Origin of the sequence: Paenibacillus sp. yr247 (genome assembly GCF_900103825.1) — a bacterium.
Classification (GTDB): Bacteria; Bacillota; Bacilli; order Paenibacillales; family NBRC-103111; genus Paenibacillus_E.
On the sequence record NZ_FNIF01000001.1, the window covers coordinates 169,707 to 187,452 of the forward strand.

Below are 17,746 nucleotides of genomic sequence, written 5' to 3' on the forward strand. Positions count from 1 at the left end.
GAGTTGTGATGACCCAAAACGTAGGAATGGAATCACAGGTGACTGACGAAAAAAGAATCGTTTTTCTTGGGGACAGTATCACAGATGAAGGGACGTTTATCGCTTTTTTGGATACTTGTTTGCAACAGCATACGCCCGAGAGTAATCTTACATTCATTAACCTTGGCGTAAGCAGTGAAACTGCCTCTGGATTAACTGAGCCCGATCATCCATTTCCGCGTCCATGTATCCATCAACGATTAGAAAGGGCACTGCAAGAAAGCAAACCGAATTGGGTTGTTTTGGGGTATGGAATGAATGATGGCATCTATTCTCCATTTTCCATAGAAAGGTTTCAAGCTTATCAAGAAGGTATTCTTGAAGCCATTAGTATCATACGTCAAAGCGGGGCAAAAGCCATCGTTATGACGCCCTCGCCATTTGATCCCGAATCAATGAACGCAGAGGTTCTTATGCCTTATGGTCAGGAAGCTTACAGTTACATGGCTCCATATGCTCTCTATAATAATGTGCTTAGAAGCTTTGCTAATTGGATACTAACTTTGGATCAAACTGCGGATGAAGTCGTGAATATATACGAACCGCTTCTTCAAAATAGCGAACAAGAACGTAAGATGAACCCTGGCTATCGTTCTGGTGACGGTATCCATCCCAATTCAGGGGGCCATTGGATCATAGCTAAAACGTTATTAAGTCGTTTATTTCATGTTACCTCGGAGCAGATACCAGATTTCGTAGAACAACCAGATAAATCGCAGTTATTTCAGTTGATTTTGCAGCGGCAAATGTTGTTAAGCTCGGCATGGAAAGAACATGTAGGTCATACCAATCCTAATAAAGCGGAAGCTTTGCCACTGGAATTAGCCTTGAGAAAAGGCGAAGAGATCACAAAGCAAATTCGGATGATCGCTGCGAAGTTATAATTAAATTCATACATGATATATGATATTAAAGGAGAAAATGAGATGAAAATAACAAAAGTTGAGAGTTTTATTCTGCATGTTCCGTTGAATCCACCTATTACTGATGCCATTAATTCACCAACTCATTGGGGACTGCCCGGTGTATGAATTTTCACAGATGAAGGTATTACAGGCTATGAATATACGGGGACTTGCGCTAACGGAGATAAGTTGATCACGGATACGACGGAAGAATCTTTGAACCCAGATGATATCCTTGGACATAAAAAACTCGCGGATGCTTTAAACGTGCCCATCGCGCTTGGCGAGCATGTCTACAATAAGTATGCATTCCGTGATTATATACACGCCGGAGCCGTTGAATATGTTCAAGTAGACTGCACTCGAGTAGGAGGCATCACGGAATGGCTTCAGGTTTCAGGTCTTGCTGCAGCATATGATTTGCCTATCGTCCCGCACGTTGGTGATATGGGACAAATCCATCAACATCTCGTTGCATCAACGCAGAATGCGCTTATGCTGGAGTACATTCCGTGGATTCGTGATATTTTCGTTGAGCCAGCTACCGTTAATAATGGGTACTATGTCCTTCCACAAATGCCGGGAGCATCCACGGAGGTCATTCCGCAATATTTTGACAAGTACCGGGTAAAGTAGAGGGGACATAAGCCGCTCTTAAGCAGAACCTCACTGCTTAAGAGCGGCTTTTTCCACGCGTTGACGAACCAAGCGGACACAATGCTGGATTATGCCGAGCGGCAAGGGAATATGGACGCATTGATCGAGGAGATGGTACATTTGTTTTTCTATGGGATCGCTAACACCCCTCATCAGACCGGTTAATAACCGGTCATAAAATGGTAATGTTGAATAATAGGACATCCTCCAAGGACTTTATTATCTACGGTTGGATCGGGTTCGAGAAATGAAAAAGCTAAGTTGGACCTTATTACGGTCTAACTTAGCTTTTTGGGTTTGAGTCAGTCTCTGCTGGCTTCGTAGATTTTTTGGGCCAGCCGCTTAGGATCCGTTTTGGCTGTGGAGATATGATCCCCATGCGCTTTGATGAGTCGGAACAAACCCAGTCGGCTAGACATATGGGGATGCCAGCCAAATCCTTCGCCTTGCGGAAGCGCGTTGTCTTCTGTCAAATAGAGATAGCTTTTCGGCACATTGAGACCATAAAATTTTTTAAGATCCAACTTTTCGAATAGCGGTTTTGCTGGTTCTGGAGTAACTTGATTATAGATTTGTTGAGCCAAACTTAAACTGGCCAGATTGACGAAGGTTTCGCGAAAGAGCGGAAATGGCAGCATGATCGTATCATCTTTAGAACTTTCTCTAAGCTGTTGAAATGCTTGTTGTGTCGGAGGAGGAAGTTCATCGGTGACCGATTGCCCATCTTTCAAAACAAACGCATTAAGGAATACGAGCCGCTTAATACGATCAGAGACAAGTTCCGCGACTTTCTGAATCAACGAACCGCCGAAACTATGTCCGACGAGTATGACCTTACGTAAATTCTTCGAAGTAATGAAATCGGAGATGCCTTGGGTATTGTAGCGTGAGTCACCGCTTTGTTCGGGTCAGCGCCATGTCCAGGATATTCAGGTGCATAAACGGTATGCCCATGTTTGCGTAATTCCGCAGCGATGCCATTCCAGTAGCTGGCGTCGGCCCATGAACCGTGAATGAGAACAAACGTAAGAGGCTGTTGCTTTACTCGAAGTTGTTCTTCGTCCCAAAGCGCATCTTGAGTTGGATAAGATAACGGCCAGGGTTGAGCATAGGGGGGATAACTAGGGGACCAACGCAAGTCGGATGGATAGGCTTGCCCCCAGTAATAGGGCCAGTTAGAATGTTGAAAAGTCATGTTCATTTGTCCTTTCGTATCTAGATGTTTCAATGTATGCCCAATTTTCCCGATAGGTTCGAGTCTAGATACGAACAAAAAGCCTGCCATCATCCCAAGGGGGATAAAGGAAGGCTTTTTGTTCATTATGAATATGATTTATTTAGCTTTATCAACAAATTCAGTCGTATACGTTTGATCTAATTTAATGCCCGCATCCTTTAATTTTGGATTAATTGCGGTCAATACCTCCAGTACTTTTTGCGGTGCATCGGCAGGCATTTTTCCATCGACTGAGAACATTGGCAATGTACCTTTAAGCGCAGTCAGATACATATCTTTATCGCCGGCATAGTATTCCTTCGGAAGCTTATCAGCAATCTCCTCAGGCTTATGCGTATTGATCCACTTCAACGTCTTCACAAAAGCATTTGCCAAATGCTGCGTAACATCGGGGTGCTGCTTGACATAAGAGTTCATCATATAAAGAGAAGTTGACGGGTAATTTCCGCCTAGAGCTTGCTTCGTTCCTTCAACGGTGTTCATATCCACAAGCACCGAAGCTATATTCTTAGAAACTAAGAGAGACACGGTTGGTTCCGTTGTGACCGCAAGATCAATGTTCCCTTGCTGCATGGCAGCTATCAACGTTTGCCCTGCTCCGACAGGGATTGGCGTATAATCCTTGCTAGTATTGCCGCCCTTCGTAACTAAGTAATTCGCCAAGAAATTGGTGGAAGAACCGAGGCCCGTAACTCCGATCGTGTGGCCTTTCAGGTCAGGCAAGCCTTTGATCTGATCCTTTAATTTATTGGAAACCATGAGCCTTTCACCTGGGATTCCTGCCATTTGCACGACGGATTCAAGCGCTTTGCCTTTGGACTGCATATCAATGGTATGGTCGTAGAATCCGCCAACGCCTTGGATTTCTCCTGCAATTAATGATTCCTCCGCAGATTGCCCAGCTGCTTCATTAACCAGTTCTACTGTAAGACCCTCATCCTTAAAATAACCGAGATTTTCCGCCAATTTATAAGGCAAATAGATGACTTTTTCCAGGCCGCCAACCATAATCGTAACTTTAGGCATCGTTGCCTTACTCGAAGCTTGCTGAGAGGATCCGCAGCCTGTTGCAAGCATCGCGAGTAGGGCCATACTGGAAATACCGATTAGAATCTTTTTGTTTCTTTTCATGTTTATACCCCTTTTCAAATGAGTTATATTATTACTGGCGAACATAGCGCCACGCAATAAACCTTTTTTCTAGCTTATGAACTGCCCAGTTCGCAGCTAGTGCCGTTATCGAAAGCAGCACCATTCCCGCAAAAACACCAGCTGTGTCAAAAGCCCCCTGTGCCTGGGAAATTAAGAACCCAAGTCCTTTGGTAGATCCGATGAATTCTCCGACAACAGCGCCTACAAGCGCAAAACCGAAACTCGAATGCAAGCTGGAGAGAATCCAGGTTAATGCCGAAGGAACAATCACATGTCGGGCAAGCTGCCTGTTATTGGCGCCAAGCAGTCTAGCATTGTTAACCAGATTTTTATCCACCTCTCGAACTCCTTGGAAAGCGTTGAAGAAGACGATGAAGAAGGTCAATGTCACCCCTAGTGCGATTTTAGAAGGCATTCCCAGTCCAAGCCACAAAATAAAGATCGGAGCGAGGACAACACGCGGAAGCGCATTCAACATTTGGATATAAGGGCCAAGGACGACAGAAAGCAGTTCATTTCTTCCTAGAATGTATCCGCCAAAAACACCCAAGGTCACACCAATAATAAAGGAGAGAATGGTTTCCTCAAATGTTACGATAAAATGGATGTACAAGGGGCCTTGGCTTGTTCCCTCGGTAAACCAGTTAACAATGTGCAAGAAAATTGCAGACGGACTTGAGAAAAAAAACTTATCAATGATTTGTTGATCGGCTAGAAATTCCCAAGAGCCAAAAATGACGATAGCCAGAAGAATTTGCAGCGTCAGATTACGGATTCTGATTTTAAAAGCATGTTTGCGAAGATCCCTTTTTCTTGCATTAACTTCTTCCTGAGAGTTACTGCTTATTGCTGATATTGTGTGCATAGCTAATCATCACCTCATCACGTAAATCATTCCAAATTTGTTCGTGCAGTTTCATGAAAGCCGAATCAAAACGAATCTCAGCAACGTTTCGCGGTCGCGGTAAATCGATTTTGTAGTCACCTTTGATCGTCGCAGCAGGCCCTGCACTAAGCACAACAACCCGGTCACTAAGGGCAATAGCCTCTTCTAAGTCATGTGTGATGAAAAAGACAGAGGCGGACGTTTCCTCCCAAATCTTCAGAAGCTCGTTCTCCATGAGATGACGCGTGTGGACATCAAGTGCTGAGAAAGATTCGTCCATTAGCAGAATCTGCGGCTGTACAATCAGGGTTTGAGCCAAAGCCACGCGCTTTCTCATCCCGCCGGAAAGTTGATGGGGATAATACCCTTCAAATCCTTTGAGCCCTACGATCTCAATCCATCTCCTTGCTTCTTCGTAGGCTTCACCTTTATCTGTTCCTCTTAAACGTAAACCCAGGGACACATTGTCAATGACCGTTTTCCATGGGAATGCGTTTTCAGTTTGAAACACGCAAGCGGCAATTTTATTAATGCCTTGGAGCACTTGATCTTGAATTCGGATACTGCCCTTGGTTGGCGATTCGAATCCGGCAATGAGACTTAAGGTCGTTGATTTCCCGCAACCAGTTGGTCCAACAATCGCAACAAATTCGCCCTTTCCTACCGTCAAATTGATATCTCGAAGGACGGTGTGAACTTCGCCGGACGGTTTCAGAAATTCTTTTGTAACCCCTTGCAATTGTATCATTGGCTTTGCAATTACTTTTGCTTCATAACGAACGGGTACCGTCTCTAGGTTCATTCTTGCTGCCTCCTGACGCTTGCTTATTATTTGATAACGTTTACAATGTTGAGTATAGTTGATCTACAAGTAAGCGTATACATTGTGGCAAAAAGTTCATTATGCGCAATAAAATTAGTTTTCACAATAAAACCAACGGATAGAAATCGAGGTGCGCCAGGTGCAAACGAGGAAGCCCATGACCTTAAGATCGAAAATCAACATTTTAGTTTTATTGAATATTTTGTTTGTTTTGTTATTAGTTTTGTCCGCGATTTCCTACATTACAATTGACAGGAAGTTTAAAGAAACAGGTGATCAAGCCCTGTTCCTGGCACAAACAATTGCTGGACTGCCCGAAGTCGTTCAAGCTCTTCATCAGCCAAATCCATCATCGCTCATTCAGCCCCTTGCGGAAGAGTTACGAAGCAAAACAAAAGCCGAATTTATCGTCGTCGCCAATATGAATTTAATCCGATTCAGCCATCCTAATCCCAATAAAATAGGAGAGCCTTTAGACGGAGAGGATGCAGCCATTGATCAAAAAGTACTGCATGGTGAAGAGATTCAATCCACATCTGGAGGAAGTCTCGGACTTACGATCCGTGCAAAAACACCTATATTCGATGAAAGTCACCGTCAGATTGGACTTGTATCCGTTGGTTTTCTTGTTGAAAATATTTGGAAAGACATTTACAACATACTATTGAAAATTGCTATTACCGGAGTTGTCGCCCTGCTTGTTGGCCTCTTCGGCGCTTATTTGCTTTCCGGACATATCAAAAAGCAGATTTTTAATATGGAACCCAATGAAATAGCGTTTATTACACAGGAGCAAGCGGCTATTTTGAATTCTATTCGAGAAGGAATAATCGCCATTAACAGTGACGGCAAAATTACGACCTGCAACCTAGAAGCCAAGAAGATATTAGACATGGAGAACTTGCAAATGAATGGAAGGGATATTAGTTCCATACTTCCAACATCCCGCTTATTGGAAGTGCTTGAAGGAGGAGTCGTTCACAGGGATGAACCCATGATCCTTGGAAATACGCTAGTGATTACTAATCGTCTGCCCGTACTTTCAAAAGGAAAAATCATTGGCGCAGTGGCCACATTTCGTGATAAATTACACCTAGACCAGATTGATGAACGGCTTGCTGATATCGGAAAGTATGTGGATTCGCTGCGAAGCCAGAGGCATGAATTTATGAATCAGCTTCATCTGATTTCCGGATTGATCAAAATGAAAGAATATGAAATGGTCAATGAATTAATCGAACAGATTAATGAGGAACAGCAAAATCTATTGAGCTCTTTCTTATCCCAAATACATGATCCTGCTGTTATAGGCGTTCTGATTGGTAAGATGCATCGCGCCAAGGAACTGGGCATCCAGCTGATTGTTGACTCCAAATCCGTACTTCCGGATCCTTGTCCACATCGAGATATTGTGATTACACTTCTAGGAAATGCCATTGAAAATTCACTTGAGGCCATAGCAGAAAGCCATTTAAGGGCAAATTCGAATGAAATTATTGTAAGTATCCAAGACGAAATAGAGCATCTAACCGTTTCTATCCAAGATACCGGTCCCGGAATTGATCCAAAGCTGGGTGAAGATGTTTTTAAAGACGGGGTTTCAACAAAAGGAAGCGGGCGAGGATTCGGTCTTGCTTTGCTTACCCGTTTAATTTCGAAAGCGGGAGGCGACTTATCTATCGTCAGCTCGTCATCGGGCTCGATTTTGAAAGCCACTTTACCTAAGAAAGGAGGAGTATCGAGTGGGTAGCTCATATCGTGTAATCGTCGTCGATGACGATTTTATGATCGCCAAAATGCATGGTAAATTTATAGCTTCGCAAACCGGATATGAACTTGTGGGTACGGCTTGCAATTATGAACAAGCTCTTTCTCAGGTTACGGAACTCAGTCCTGATCTGCTTCTTCTTGATGTGTATTTGCCGGATCACTCGGGAATTGATCTTGTGCGGACGATTCGCAGCCGCAATCTGCCTTGTGACATCATTCTTATTACGGCTGCCAAAGAGCGTGAAATTGTCGAAGAAGGATTTCGACTAGGCATTTTCGACTATTTGTTTAAACCCTTTGATCTGGATCATCTCCAGAGCACACTTATTAAATATGCGCAATTTAAAACGCGGTTATCGTCCTCCGATCAATGGAATCAAGAGTCGTTGGACAACTTGAAGAAACTGCGCGCACCAGACGCAACGACCAATCCCTTTCAAAAAGGTATCGACATTCGAACCTTGGAACGAATTAAACAATATTTGCTGGAGAGCAGTGAATTTCAAAACGTGGACCAGATTGCCCAACGAGCTGGCGTTAGCCGTTCCACCGTACGCAATTATATGACCTACCTAGTTGAAGAACATATCGTCGAAGAACTTCTCCAATATGGTACAATCGGTCGTCCTCAAAGGCTATATCGGATGAAAGCATAAGACGAATAGAAAAGTGGCCATTGAATCAATCGGCCGCTTTTTTTACTGGAACAAAGTGGAATTATTTTGTTTGACAGCCCTACATATTAACGTTAATATGTACATGAAATCATCATATTAACGTTAATACAGCAGCTGATGCAGTGCCTGCCAGAGTACACAGAGGTGAGTAAAGTGAGAAGTCGTGTTACGCAAGAAGATATCGCAAAGGAACTAGGATTGTCCATTAATACGGTATCATTGGCATTAAAAGATAGTAACCGTATTCATGAAGAAACCAGGTTCAAAGTTCAACAGGTGGCAAAGAAACTTAACTATATTCCGAATTCGATTGCTCGTTCTCTTGTTCAAAAGAAAACGAACATCATTGGCTTTGTATTACCGAAGATTACAAATACCATACATATGGAAGCTGCTCAACACATAGAAAGAAAATTATTAGCTAATGGTTATAATATGATGCTAATGACGACAGACAGTGATAAAAATTATGAAGCTCAAGCCTTGGATATTTTGTTGTCCCGTCAGGTCGATGGCATATTCCTGTTTCCAACCAATAAAGAAAACCAGGAGAAAATGAAGTCGATTAGAGACGCTAATTGTCCAATTGTTCTTTTATCCGGAGGAGAATTTGAACTAAGCTGCGATTCTGTTTATATGAATCAACAAGTTGGTGCATATAAGCTAACAAAGCACCTAGCGAAACTAGGGCATCGTCATATTGCTTTTATGTATGGCGGTGCGCTCAATACTGAGAAATTCAAAGGATATACGAAAGCGTTAGAGGAGAATAACGTGGAGTTCAAGCAAGAATTCGTCATTCCTGTTCAAAATCTCGGTTATGAACAAGGCTACCACGGGGCATCCGTATTATTTAAGAGAGGGCCTGTGTCAGCTATTATCGCATCAAGCGATTATTTAGCGCTCGGCGCGCTTCGTTGGTGCCGTGAGCAAGGATTGCGAGTCCCAGAAGATGTTGCCATTGTTGGCTTCGATGATTTGGAAGCTGCTCGCTATGCCGAGGTTGCATTAACGACAGTTGCCTACCAAGTGGATAAGCTGACTACACATGCTGTCGATCTTTTGGTTCGTTTAATTTCTTCTAAAAAAAAGATTTCATTAAGTAAACCGGTGAGGATCGAAATCGAGCCTTCACTGGTAATCAGAGAATCATGCGGAGGGATGAAATGAGAATTGCAGCGCAGCTTTATACGATTAGAGATTTTTTGAAAACTCCTGAGGATATTTCCATCAGCATGAGAAAAATCAAGCAAATTGGTTATAAGGCCATTCAAGTTTCCGGAATAGGACCTATCGGTGATGCGGAATTAAAAGAAATTACGGAACGCGAGCAGCTGACCATTTGTGCCACACACGTCCCATATACAGACTTGATTCACAAGCTGGATGATGTCATAAAAAAACATGAAATCTGGGATTGCAAATATGTTGGTTTAGGGGCTATGCCACCGGAATACCGCAGCAGCAAAGAAGGTTATTTGACTTTTGCCAAAGAAGCCTCGGAAATTGGAAGGAAATTAAAACAAGCAGGACTCCAATTTGTATACCATAATCACGAATTTGAGTTTGCCAAATTTGATGGGAAAATGGGTATGGATATCCTCATGGAGGAGACAGACTCCGACGACTTCCATCTTTTAATGGATCTATTTTGGGTGCAAGCCGGTGGGGCGGATCCGATCGAATGGATCAACAAGGTTAAAGGCAGAATGAAAGTTGTTCATTTGAAGGATTTTGCGATAACGAGTAACCGAGAACGGCGATTCGCCGAAATTGGTGAAGGGAACATGAATTATTCTCGCATATTGGAGGCTTGCCATCATATTGATGTAGAATGGGCCGCCGTTGAGCAAGACGATTGTTATGGTCGAGATCCCTTCGAGAGCTTGACGATAAGCTTCAATAATTTGATCAAACTTGGCGCTGAGGCATAGGTTGTTCCATATTTCGGTGATAGATCACTAAAAAGGAGTGATGGAGCATGGAAGGGTTATATGCGATCTTCATCGGTTTTATAGGTACTGCGGTGGAGTTTGTTGAGGCAATGACCGTCATTTTAGCAGTCGGGATGGTTCGGGGCTGGAAACATGCCATAGGGGGAGCAGTCACCGCATCCATCGTTCTGGGGTTGCTTGTATGTCTGATTGGTGCACCGCTAGCTCAAATTATCCAAATCAGCTGGGTTCAAATTATCGTCGGTTTATGCTCACTTTTGTTTGGGATTCGTTGGCTGCGTAAAGCCATCCTGCGTTATAGCGGATTAAAGGCCATTCACGATGAGGAAAAAGCCTTTAAGGAAGAATTAAATCGTATGCAAAATGCTGGAGTTGTCAAACAAGGGTTTGACCGATTTGCATTTATGACGACCTTTGGAATTACAATGCTTGAGGGACTTGAAGCTATTTTTATCGTTATTACATTCGGCCTTAGCCTTCATGCGATGACATTTACCGTATTAGGCGCTATTTTAGCTACAGTAGTCGTTATTGCAGCTGGCTTTATTGTGCGTAAACCGTTATCCAAGGTGCCTGAGAATACGATGAAATATATCGTAGGTGTGATGTTAACCAGTTTCGGAGCATTTTGGACGGGTGAGGGATTCGGTGTCATTTGGCCTCAGGAAGATGCTTCCATTTTATATATCGCTTTAACGTTATTCGTATTTTCATATGTCATGGTAAAGCGTATTAAGAATCAATTACAGGGTAGAGAGCTTAAGAAAAGCAATAGTAGGGGGTTTGAAGTATGAAAAAAGTGCTGAACATCATTTGGGGTCTATTTGTAGATGATGCCCGGTTAGCCATAACCCTTGTTATTAGTTTAGCAGCCTCTGCCTTAGTTTCAAAAATGGGATACCCATTCATCGGAACGATATGTTTGTGGGCGGGTTTACTGTTGGCACTTTTTATTTCCATTGAACATCAACTTTTTTTAAAACTTCAATCAAAGAACAAATAATCCTACCTTCAGAGAAGAGAGACTCCGATGCTGCAGAAAATGAACAGAAACTTGGAAAAATGGATGCCCCTGATTACACCGACAAGTGTTATTTTAGGAATTATACTAACGGTATGGTTAAAGCCATTTAGTTATTTAGTTCCGTGGATCTTCGGATTTATGACGTTTTCAGGAAGCTTAAGTTTGAATTTCAGAGATTTAAAAAGAGCATTGACCCAGCCGTTTCCGATTTTCATTTCTATGGTTGCACTGCATGTTCTCATGCCAGCAATGGCTTGGGCCATAGGCCATTTATTGTTTCCTGGAGATGCTTATCTCATTACAGGGATGATTCTTTTGTTGGTGGTCCCTACAGGCATTGTTAGTTTTATGTGGGTATCCATCTATAACGGCAATATCGCGCTCACCTTGTCGGTCATTTTGATAGATACGCTTCTATCACCTTTTCTCGTGCCTTTTACCATGCATATCTTGGTAGGCGCACAAGTGAAAATGGATATTTTCGGGATGATGCAGGGGCTTCTCCTCATGGTTGTTCTTCCTTCCTTGCTGGGTATGCTGTTAAACCAATTGACAGCCGGAAAGGTTAAAGAAACTGTCGGTCCCCGCATAGCTCCCTTTTCCAAAATAGGACTTGCCGTGGTTATTGCCATTAACAGCGCGGTAGTTGCACCCTACTTTACTAGAATAGATGGCAGATTGGTTTTGACTGCGTTCGTTATTGTTTTGATCGTTTCATTCGGTTATGTGTTGGGATGGCTGATGAGCAAATGGTTCAAATGGGACAGAAACATCATGGTAACCATGGTGTTCAATTGCGGCATGAGAAATAATAGTGCGGGTGCTGTGCTGGCGATATCCTATTTTCCACCGCCAGTCGCGATACCTGTTATTATTGGTATGCTGTTTCAGCAATTGCTGGCTTCAATCTTTGGACAGCTGCTGTGCAAAGAATCTGCTCCAATCAAATTAAAGCCCGTTTTAGACAATTAGAAAGGTGGATATGAGTTTATGAATAAACCAAGAGTACTTGTTCTCAAAAAATTACCGCAAGAAGTGGAACAGTACATATCAGATCACTGTGAGATCATTCAGGCCTCCAGTGAGACACATAGTCTTGAGCAGTTGAAGCAGTTGCTGTCAGATGTAGATGGACTGCTCCAATCCGGTTTGACTATTGATGAAGAGCTGCTGAAGCACGCTTCTAGGCTTAAGATAGTCAGTAACGTTTCGGTTGGTTATAACAATTTCGATACGGATGCCATGAAGAAATACGGTGTGATCGGTACTCATACGCCTGATGTGCTCGACGATACTGTAGCCGACCTCGTACTCGCCTTGATGCTTGCAGCTGCGCGCCGCACAGCGGAGCTGGACAGCATGGTCAAACAAGGAAAATGGGATCAGCTCAAGGGAGATGAGGAGCTGTTCGGTACCGATGTACATCACGCCACGCTTGGAATTATCGGAATGGGGCGGATTGGTGAGGCCGTTGCCAAACGAGCGAAATTCGGGTTCGATATGAATATCTTGTATGCAAATCGAAACCGCAAACCGGAAGCGGAGGAGAAATATGGAGCACAATATCGGACCCAGGAGCAGTTGCTTCGTGAGTCAGACTTTGTCGTAGTGATGGCGCCGTTGACTGCATATACACATCAACTGATTGGCAAAGAGCAATTCCAAATGATGAAACCAACGGCTATTTTTATTAATGCTTCACGTGGTCAATTGGTGGATGAGAAAGCATTAATAAAAGCGCTCAAGGAGGGGCTTATTCAAGCGGCTGCTTTAGATGTATTTGAGCAAGAGCCGGTTGACCCCAATAATCCTTTGCTTGCTATGTCGAATGTGGTGACCTTACCGCACATCGGCTCGGCTACCGCAAAAACCCGTTTTGACATGGCCATGATGGCTGCTCATAACGTAGTTGCAGGTGTTACGGGCGATTCTCCACGAAATATTGTACCGGAGTTGAAACCAATTTCTCTTTAATAAATACATGAAATATAAGGTAATTCAACTACTTTTTATAAAGCGTTATTACGCAATTACGTAATTACAATGCAAGAAAAGACCGTTTATTGCCTTGGAAATGGCGATAAACGGTCTTTCTTATTAGATGCACTTTACTCCGATGAAACAGCCACTTTGGGTCCGCGGAATTTGTAGAAAAAGGCCACACCGATGAGAGCCAAGCCATTGATGGCAAAAACCAAAGGAATTCCGATCCAGCCACCCAAAAAGCCGCCGATAATCGGCCCGCTCATGGTACCTAATTGAGTAGCGGACTGATTTAAGCTGAATGCTCTGCCTCTAAAACTGGAATCGGTAAACTTCACGATTAAAGCATTCAGCGCAGGATAGACAGCTGCAAAAAATAACCCGTAGCTAAACCTCAAAATACCAAAACCGAGCAAATGATGGGTTCCTAATTGCAGCAGATTACCTATGCCTCCGCCCAGAAGACCGATAAAAAGAGTTTGGGAGTAGCTGATTTTTTGTCCGATTTTGCCCCATTTCGGTGCTGCAATCACGGTTGCGACGCCTACTGCTGAGAAAATGATGCCCGAACTCAGTGAGGCAGAGCTTTTACTGCCTCCCATTTGCAGTACATAGATGGTGAGCAGCGGTTCAATGATCATGACCGATGTCGCCACCAGCATGGTGACACCTAGAATGATCATAAAAGGCCTGTTATGCGCAGCCGACTTCAAATCATCCATCACACTCGACCGGGCGGCCGAGCGATTGAAATTTGTTTCTTTGGCCCCGAACAGTCCGATAAAGGCTGCGATCAATACGACACAGCCCGAAACCAGAAAGGATTCTCGGTTGCCCACCCAGTGGCTGACGAATCCGCCTACCAGCGGCCCTATTACACTTCCGGCAGCACCTGCCGTTGACATTACACCCAGAGCATACCCAACTTCTTTTTCCGGCGTATTCGTGGCAACCAAGGCAATAGAGGCAGGAACAAAGCCGGCAAGCAGTCCCTGAAGAATCCGCACGCCTAAGAAAAGATAAGGATCGTGAACGAAAAAGGTCGCGAAATAAAGTACGCTCAAACTGAACCCCGAACGAATGAGCATCGGTTTGCGGCCATACTTATCCGCGAGCGATCCCCAGAAGGGTGCAATTAAAGCGCTGGCTAAAAAGGTGATGCCAAAAGTAATGCCAGACCATGCTTCCAACCCTTTATCAATACCTAGCTCCGTATGAAGAAATATCGGTAAAAAAGGAATCGATATGGTATATGCCATTCCACAGAAAAATACACCGATCCATAACGTAATCAGATTACGCTTCCAGGAAAATTCCATGCGCTTTACCCCCTGTTGCTCGATGACTGAGCTTAAATGTTCTGAAAAAAGGAGCGGCTAGGGCGTGATATCACGGTAACGATGGCGCCCAGAAACTTCCAGATACCCAGAATCGTGATGAAGTAGAGTGGGTAACCGAGGTGGTTCATTTCCGCCACTTGTTGCTCCCCATGGGTAGCGAAGAGGAAACCTCCGATGACGAAACTCGCCGGGCCGAAAATCGTGGTTACCCAGTATGCGATCGTCTTTATTTTTTCTTTTTTCATTGCTTGATCTCCTATTCTTTCATTAACGATTCTATTTAATCGCACATGATAGAATTATAGCATATAACATATACTGGGATAACTAACAATGACATTTAAAAGGGAATACGGATTTTTATTGATATCCCTTTTTTTTAAAAGAAATAACTAATGGGTTCATTCTTCTGGATTCGACTTGTGAAGACTTGTCCCGTCATATAATCAAATCGGCCGTTATGCTTAGGACATTCAAAATTTGATGCCAGCCATTATAATGCAGACAAGCAATGAATATTATTATATTAGGCGGAGGATATTTGGAAGCGCTTCCTGATTCGGTAAGCACTACCAGTTCTTTCATAAATCAATTTGGGAGGAATAAGAAAATGGCAGGAAACAGAGCGGTCGTATATAACAAACCAGGAAGCGTAGAAATTCGAGATACGGATTATCCAGATCTTATTTTGCGCGATGGTCCAGGCGTTAACCCGTTAAACGTAGGGCGCAAATGTGAACATGGTGTTATTCTGAAAGTCGTAACGACTAATATTTGCGGCAGTGATCAGCACATGGTTAGAGGAAGAACAACGGCGCCATCAGGTCTGATATTAGGACATGAAATTACGGGTGAGGTCATTGAAGTCGGTCGAGATGTGGAGTTTATCAAAAAAGGAGACCTGGTTTCCGTTCCGTTCAATATCGCATGTGGACGCTGCCGCAACTGTAAGGAGCGCCATACAAACGTATGTCTGAATGTGAATCCGGATCGTCCCGGTTCGGCTTACGGCTATGTAGATATGGGGGGCTGGGTAGGCGGACAATCCGAATACGTGATGGTTCCTTACGCTGACTTTCAGCTGCTGAAATTCCCAGATAAAGCGCAAGCGATGGAGAAAATTCTCGATTTAACGATGCTCTCCGATATTTTCCCTACGGGTTATCATGGCGCAGTTAGCGCAGGCGTTCGTCCGGGTTCGACTGTATATGTTGCCGGTGCAGGTCCTGTGGGTCTGGCAGCAGCGCACTCCGCTCAATTGTTAGGCGCAGCCGTTGTAATTGTAGGCGACTTGAATGCGGAGCGTTTAGCTCAAGCGAGGAGCTTTGGTTGCGAAACAGTGAATCTGCGTGAGAATAGTAATTTGGTCGAGCAAATCGATCAAATTTTGGGCTCACCGGAAGTAGATTGCGCCATTGACTGTGTAGGCTTCGAAGCCCACGGTCATGGGAAGGAACACGGCGAAGCGCCGGCTACCGTACTTAACTCCATAATGGAAGTAACTCGCGCTGGTGGAAGCTTGGGTATTCCGGGACTATATGTCACCAGCGATCCCGGTGCTGTGGATGAGGATTCCAAAATCGGTACACTGAAAATCCGTTTCGGACTTGGCTGGGCGAAATCCCATACGTTCGTAACTGGACAAACGCCGGTTATGAAATATCACCGCGACTTAATGATGGCGATTCTCAACGGCAGGGCGCAAATTGCAAAGGCCGTTAACGCAACGAAAATCTCACTTGCTGAAGCACCTAATGCGTATCAAGAGTTTGATCGTGGCGCTTCTCGAAAGTATGTTATTGATCCTCATGGTCTTGTGAAATAGTGTATTTTCGACTGCACCCTCTGTCAAAGGGATATGCGGGATCTAAGCGATATCCGAATCAATGTAGCATACGGAACGCTGCTTTTGCATCCCACAATCATTTGCGTGATTGTGGGCTGTTTTTTTAGACTCTAGTTAGTGGAACCACGATCCGCTATATTCCTCCTCATCTTGAATTCGAATATTTTCCGACCAAATAGCAAATCCACGTTCCTTTCTACGTGCACTTGTGCAAAAAATAGCATCGGAGGCAGCGCCTCAGGCTTCTCTTTTGGATGACTGTAAATCTCAAGAAGAGGTTTCTTTAATGTAGTATCGAAATAATCAGGAAAGGATAGATCGAAGTCAAAATGATAGAGGAGACAAGGAATGAAAACTTTAAAGGAGCCACAAAAGAATGAAGGTCGCAACGTGATAAGCATCCTTGAAACTGTGGATATACAAACTGGCGAACGCACAGTTTTGGCGAAATTCGACTACCTAATTGAGGCGCCGAATTGGACGCGTGACGGCAATCGACTCATTTATAACAGCTTGGGACGCATTTATTCCTTCGATATCTCTAAGCTTGAAAGTACAATGATTGACTCCGGATACGCCACGCATTGTAACAACGACCATGTGCTATCGCCTGATAATTCACAAATAGCGGTAAGTCACCACACGCAAGAGGATGGCCAGTCCCGCATTTACATTTTTCCCCTTAAGGGAGGTAATCCTGTCCTCATAACCTCCATGGCACCTAGCTATCTGCACGGCTGGTCGCCTGACGGCAGCAAATTAGCTTATTGCGCAGAGCGGAACGGTCAATATGATATTTACACCATCCCCGTAACCGGCGGTGTTGAAACGCAGTTAACTGATTTCCCCGGTTTAGATGATGGACCCGAATACTCGCCAGACGGAAAGTACCTTTGGTTCAATTCGGTACGCACTGGCCTTATGCAGGTGTGGCGCATGAACGCCGATGGGAGTGAGCAGACTCAGATGACTTTCGATGAAAGCAACAACTGGTTCCCGCATGTGTCCCCCGATGGAGAGTCCGTAGCGTTTATTGCTTATAATAAAGATGATGTTGCTCCTGGAGACCATCCCGCGAACAAGAACGTCGAAATTCGGCTGATGTCTAGCGTTGGCGGCCAATTTCGTACGTTGGTTAGACTGTTCGGAGGCCAAGGTACGATTAACGTCAACTCTTGGTCGCCTGATAACAAGCAGCTAGCCTTTGTTAGCTATCAATTGAAGGATTAGAGGAAGGATTGTAACGGAACGGTGCAACTGCTGGTAGTTACTGTACTTTGCTTATTCTTATTTGTATAACCCTAAACTGATTAATAAGTTGTCCTAGACTGCCATTCGCATCCGTGCCGACTTTCAAATCCACAAGCCGGCCAACCCATCCGCAGCTCAAGGCAATCAGAGAAAAAAATAAGTACATTCCTCAGCGTTTTGTTCATTTGAATATACATGATT

General features: G+C 44.0%; 20 protein-coding genes. 13 read left to right on the forward strand and 7 right to left on the reverse strand.

All coding sequences use genetic code 11. From position 1 onward, the window contains the following. Nucleotides 1-8: 8 nt before the first annotated feature. From BLT91_RS00745 to BLT91_RS33390, 3 genes are all read left to right on the forward strand, one after another. On the forward strand, nucleotides 9-923 hold the full coding sequence (locus BLT91_RS00745; protein WP_090815587.1) for an SGNH/GDSL hydrolase family protein: 915 nt from the start codon (nucleotides 9-11) through the stop codon (nucleotides 921-923). A gap of 210 nt (nucleotides 924-1,133) precedes the next feature. Then, entirely contained in the window at nucleotides 1,134-1,580 is a 447-nt protein-coding gene (locus BLT91_RS00750) for an enolase C-terminal domain-like protein (protein WP_254776736.1), read from the forward strand. A gap of 60 nt (nucleotides 1,581-1,640) precedes the next feature. Beyond that, entirely contained in the window at nucleotides 1,641-1,766 is a 126-nt protein-coding gene (locus BLT91_RS33390) for a hypothetical protein (protein WP_302847443.1), read from the forward strand. Between the two features lie 137 nt (nucleotides 1,767-1,903). On the opposite strand, the gene BLT91_RS32510 is transcribed toward BLT91_RS33390, so the two are convergent. Genes BLT91_RS32510 through BLT91_RS00770 form a run of 5 tightly spaced genes read right to left on the reverse strand, consistent with a single transcriptional unit; the run spans nucleotide 1,904 to nucleotide 5,678 of the window. Further along, entirely contained in the window at nucleotides 1,904-2,470 is a 567-nt protein-coding gene (locus tag BLT91_RS32510; protein WP_368086769.1) for an alpha/beta hydrolase, read from the reverse strand. Continuing rightward, the gene (locus tag BLT91_RS32515; RefSeq protein WP_254776738.1) at nucleotides 2,398-2,922 is read right to left on the reverse strand and encodes an esterase/lipase family protein; all 525 of its coding nucleotides are present in this window, start codon (nucleotides 2,920-2,922) and stop codon (nucleotides 2,398-2,400) included. Before BLT91_RS32515 ends, BLT91_RS32510 begins: the two co-directional genes overlap by 73 nt. Nucleotides 2,923-2,934: 12 nt before the next feature. After that, nucleotides 2,935-3,969: an ABC transporter substrate-binding protein gene (locus BLT91_RS00760; RefSeq protein ID WP_090815589.1), complete on the reverse strand. Its 1,035-nt coding sequence runs from the start codon at nucleotides 3,967-3,969 to the stop codon at nucleotides 2,935-2,937. A 31-nt stretch (nucleotides 3,970-4,000) separates the two neighbouring features. Next, a complete protein-coding gene (locus tag BLT91_RS00765; RefSeq protein ID WP_090815591.1) occupies nucleotides 4,001-4,855 on the reverse strand; it encodes an ABC transporter permease in 855 nt (284 codons plus the stop codon). After that, complete coding sequence (locus BLT91_RS00770; protein ID WP_175532028.1) at nucleotides 4,827-5,678, reverse strand: ABC transporter ATP-binding protein; 852 nt, start codon at nucleotides 5,676-5,678, stop codon at nucleotides 4,827-4,829. The genes BLT91_RS00765 and BLT91_RS00770 overlap by 29 nt, the downstream gene beginning before the upstream one ends. Nucleotides 5,679-5,856: 178 nt before the next feature. On the opposite strand from BLT91_RS00770, the gene BLT91_RS00775 reads away from it, so the two are divergent. The 8 genes from BLT91_RS00775 (at nucleotide 5,857) to BLT91_RS00810 (ending at nucleotide 13,099) form a co-directional block, all read left to right on the forward strand. Further along, nucleotides 5,857-7,449 carry an ATP-binding protein gene (locus tag BLT91_RS00775; RefSeq protein ID WP_090815593.1) on the forward strand — a complete coding sequence of 531 codons (1,593 nt, stop codon included), beginning with the start codon at nucleotides 5,857-5,859 and terminating at the stop codon, nucleotides 7,447-7,449. Next, nucleotides 7,442-8,125, forward strand: a complete 684-nt coding sequence (locus BLT91_RS00780; RefSeq protein ID WP_090815595.1) for a response regulator — start codon at nucleotides 7,442-7,444, stop codon at nucleotides 8,123-8,125. Before BLT91_RS00775 ends, BLT91_RS00780 begins: the two co-directional genes overlap by 8 nt. A gap of 165 nt (nucleotides 8,126-8,290) precedes the next feature. Continuing rightward, on the forward strand, nucleotides 8,291-9,316 hold the full coding sequence (locus BLT91_RS00785; RefSeq protein WP_175532029.1) for a LacI family DNA-binding transcriptional regulator: 1,026 nt from the start codon (nucleotides 8,291-8,293) through the stop codon (nucleotides 9,314-9,316). After that, nucleotides 9,313-10,080, forward strand: a complete 768-nt coding sequence (locus BLT91_RS00790) for a sugar phosphate isomerase/epimerase family protein (RefSeq protein WP_254776739.1) — start codon at nucleotides 9,313-9,315, stop codon at nucleotides 10,078-10,080. Before BLT91_RS00785 ends, BLT91_RS00790 begins: the two co-directional genes overlap by 4 nt. Before the next feature lie 47 nt (nucleotides 10,081-10,127). Continuing rightward, on the forward strand, nucleotides 10,128-10,895 hold the full coding sequence (locus tag BLT91_RS00795; protein ID WP_090815601.1) for a COG4280 domain-containing protein: 768 nt from the start codon (nucleotides 10,128-10,130) through the stop codon (nucleotides 10,893-10,895). Next, a complete protein-coding gene (locus BLT91_RS00800) occupies nucleotides 10,892-11,104 on the forward strand; it encodes a hypothetical protein (RefSeq protein WP_090815603.1) in 213 nt (70 codons plus the stop codon). Before BLT91_RS00795 ends, BLT91_RS00800 begins: the two co-directional genes overlap by 4 nt. Nucleotides 11,105-11,131: 27 nt before the next feature. Continuing rightward, on the forward strand, nucleotides 11,132-12,097 hold the full coding sequence (locus BLT91_RS00805) for a bile acid:sodium symporter family protein (protein WP_090815605.1): 966 nt from the start codon (nucleotides 11,132-11,134) through the stop codon (nucleotides 12,095-12,097). 18 nt (nucleotides 12,098-12,115) lie between these two features. Then, complete coding sequence (locus BLT91_RS00810; RefSeq protein ID WP_090815607.1) at nucleotides 12,116-13,099, forward strand: 2-hydroxyacid dehydrogenase; 984 nt, start codon at nucleotides 12,116-12,118, stop codon at nucleotides 13,097-13,099. Between the two features lie 134 nt (nucleotides 13,100-13,233). Here the strand turns inward: BLT91_RS00810 and BLT91_RS00815 are convergent, their stop codons facing one another. Together BLT91_RS00815 and BLT91_RS00820 are read right to left on the reverse strand one after the other, a co-directional pair. Continuing rightward, nucleotides 13,234-14,427, reverse strand: coding sequence for an MFS transporter (locus BLT91_RS00815; RefSeq protein WP_090815609.1), 1,194 nt, complete (start codon nucleotides 14,425-14,427; stop codon nucleotides 13,234-13,236). A 32-nt stretch (nucleotides 14,428-14,459) separates the two neighbouring features. Further along, a complete protein-coding gene (locus BLT91_RS00820; RefSeq protein ID WP_090815611.1) occupies nucleotides 14,460-14,693 on the reverse strand; it encodes a DoxX family protein in 234 nt (77 codons plus the stop codon). Between the two features lie 365 nt (nucleotides 14,694-15,058). On the opposite strand from BLT91_RS00820, the gene fdhA reads away from it, so the two are divergent. Continuing rightward, nucleotides 15,059-16,273 (forward strand): formaldehyde dehydrogenase, glutathione-independent, encoded by a 1,215-nt coding sequence (gene fdhA, locus BLT91_RS00825; protein WP_090815613.1) that lies wholly within the window; start codon nucleotides 15,059-15,061, stop codon nucleotides 16,271-16,273. Between the two features lie 369 nt (nucleotides 16,274-16,642). Continuing rightward, the gene (locus tag BLT91_RS00830) at nucleotides 16,643-17,524 is read left to right on the forward strand and encodes a TolB family protein (protein ID WP_090815615.1); all 882 of its coding nucleotides are present in this window, start codon (nucleotides 16,643-16,645) and stop codon (nucleotides 17,522-17,524) included. Nucleotides 17,525-17,746: the final 222 nt, after the last annotated feature.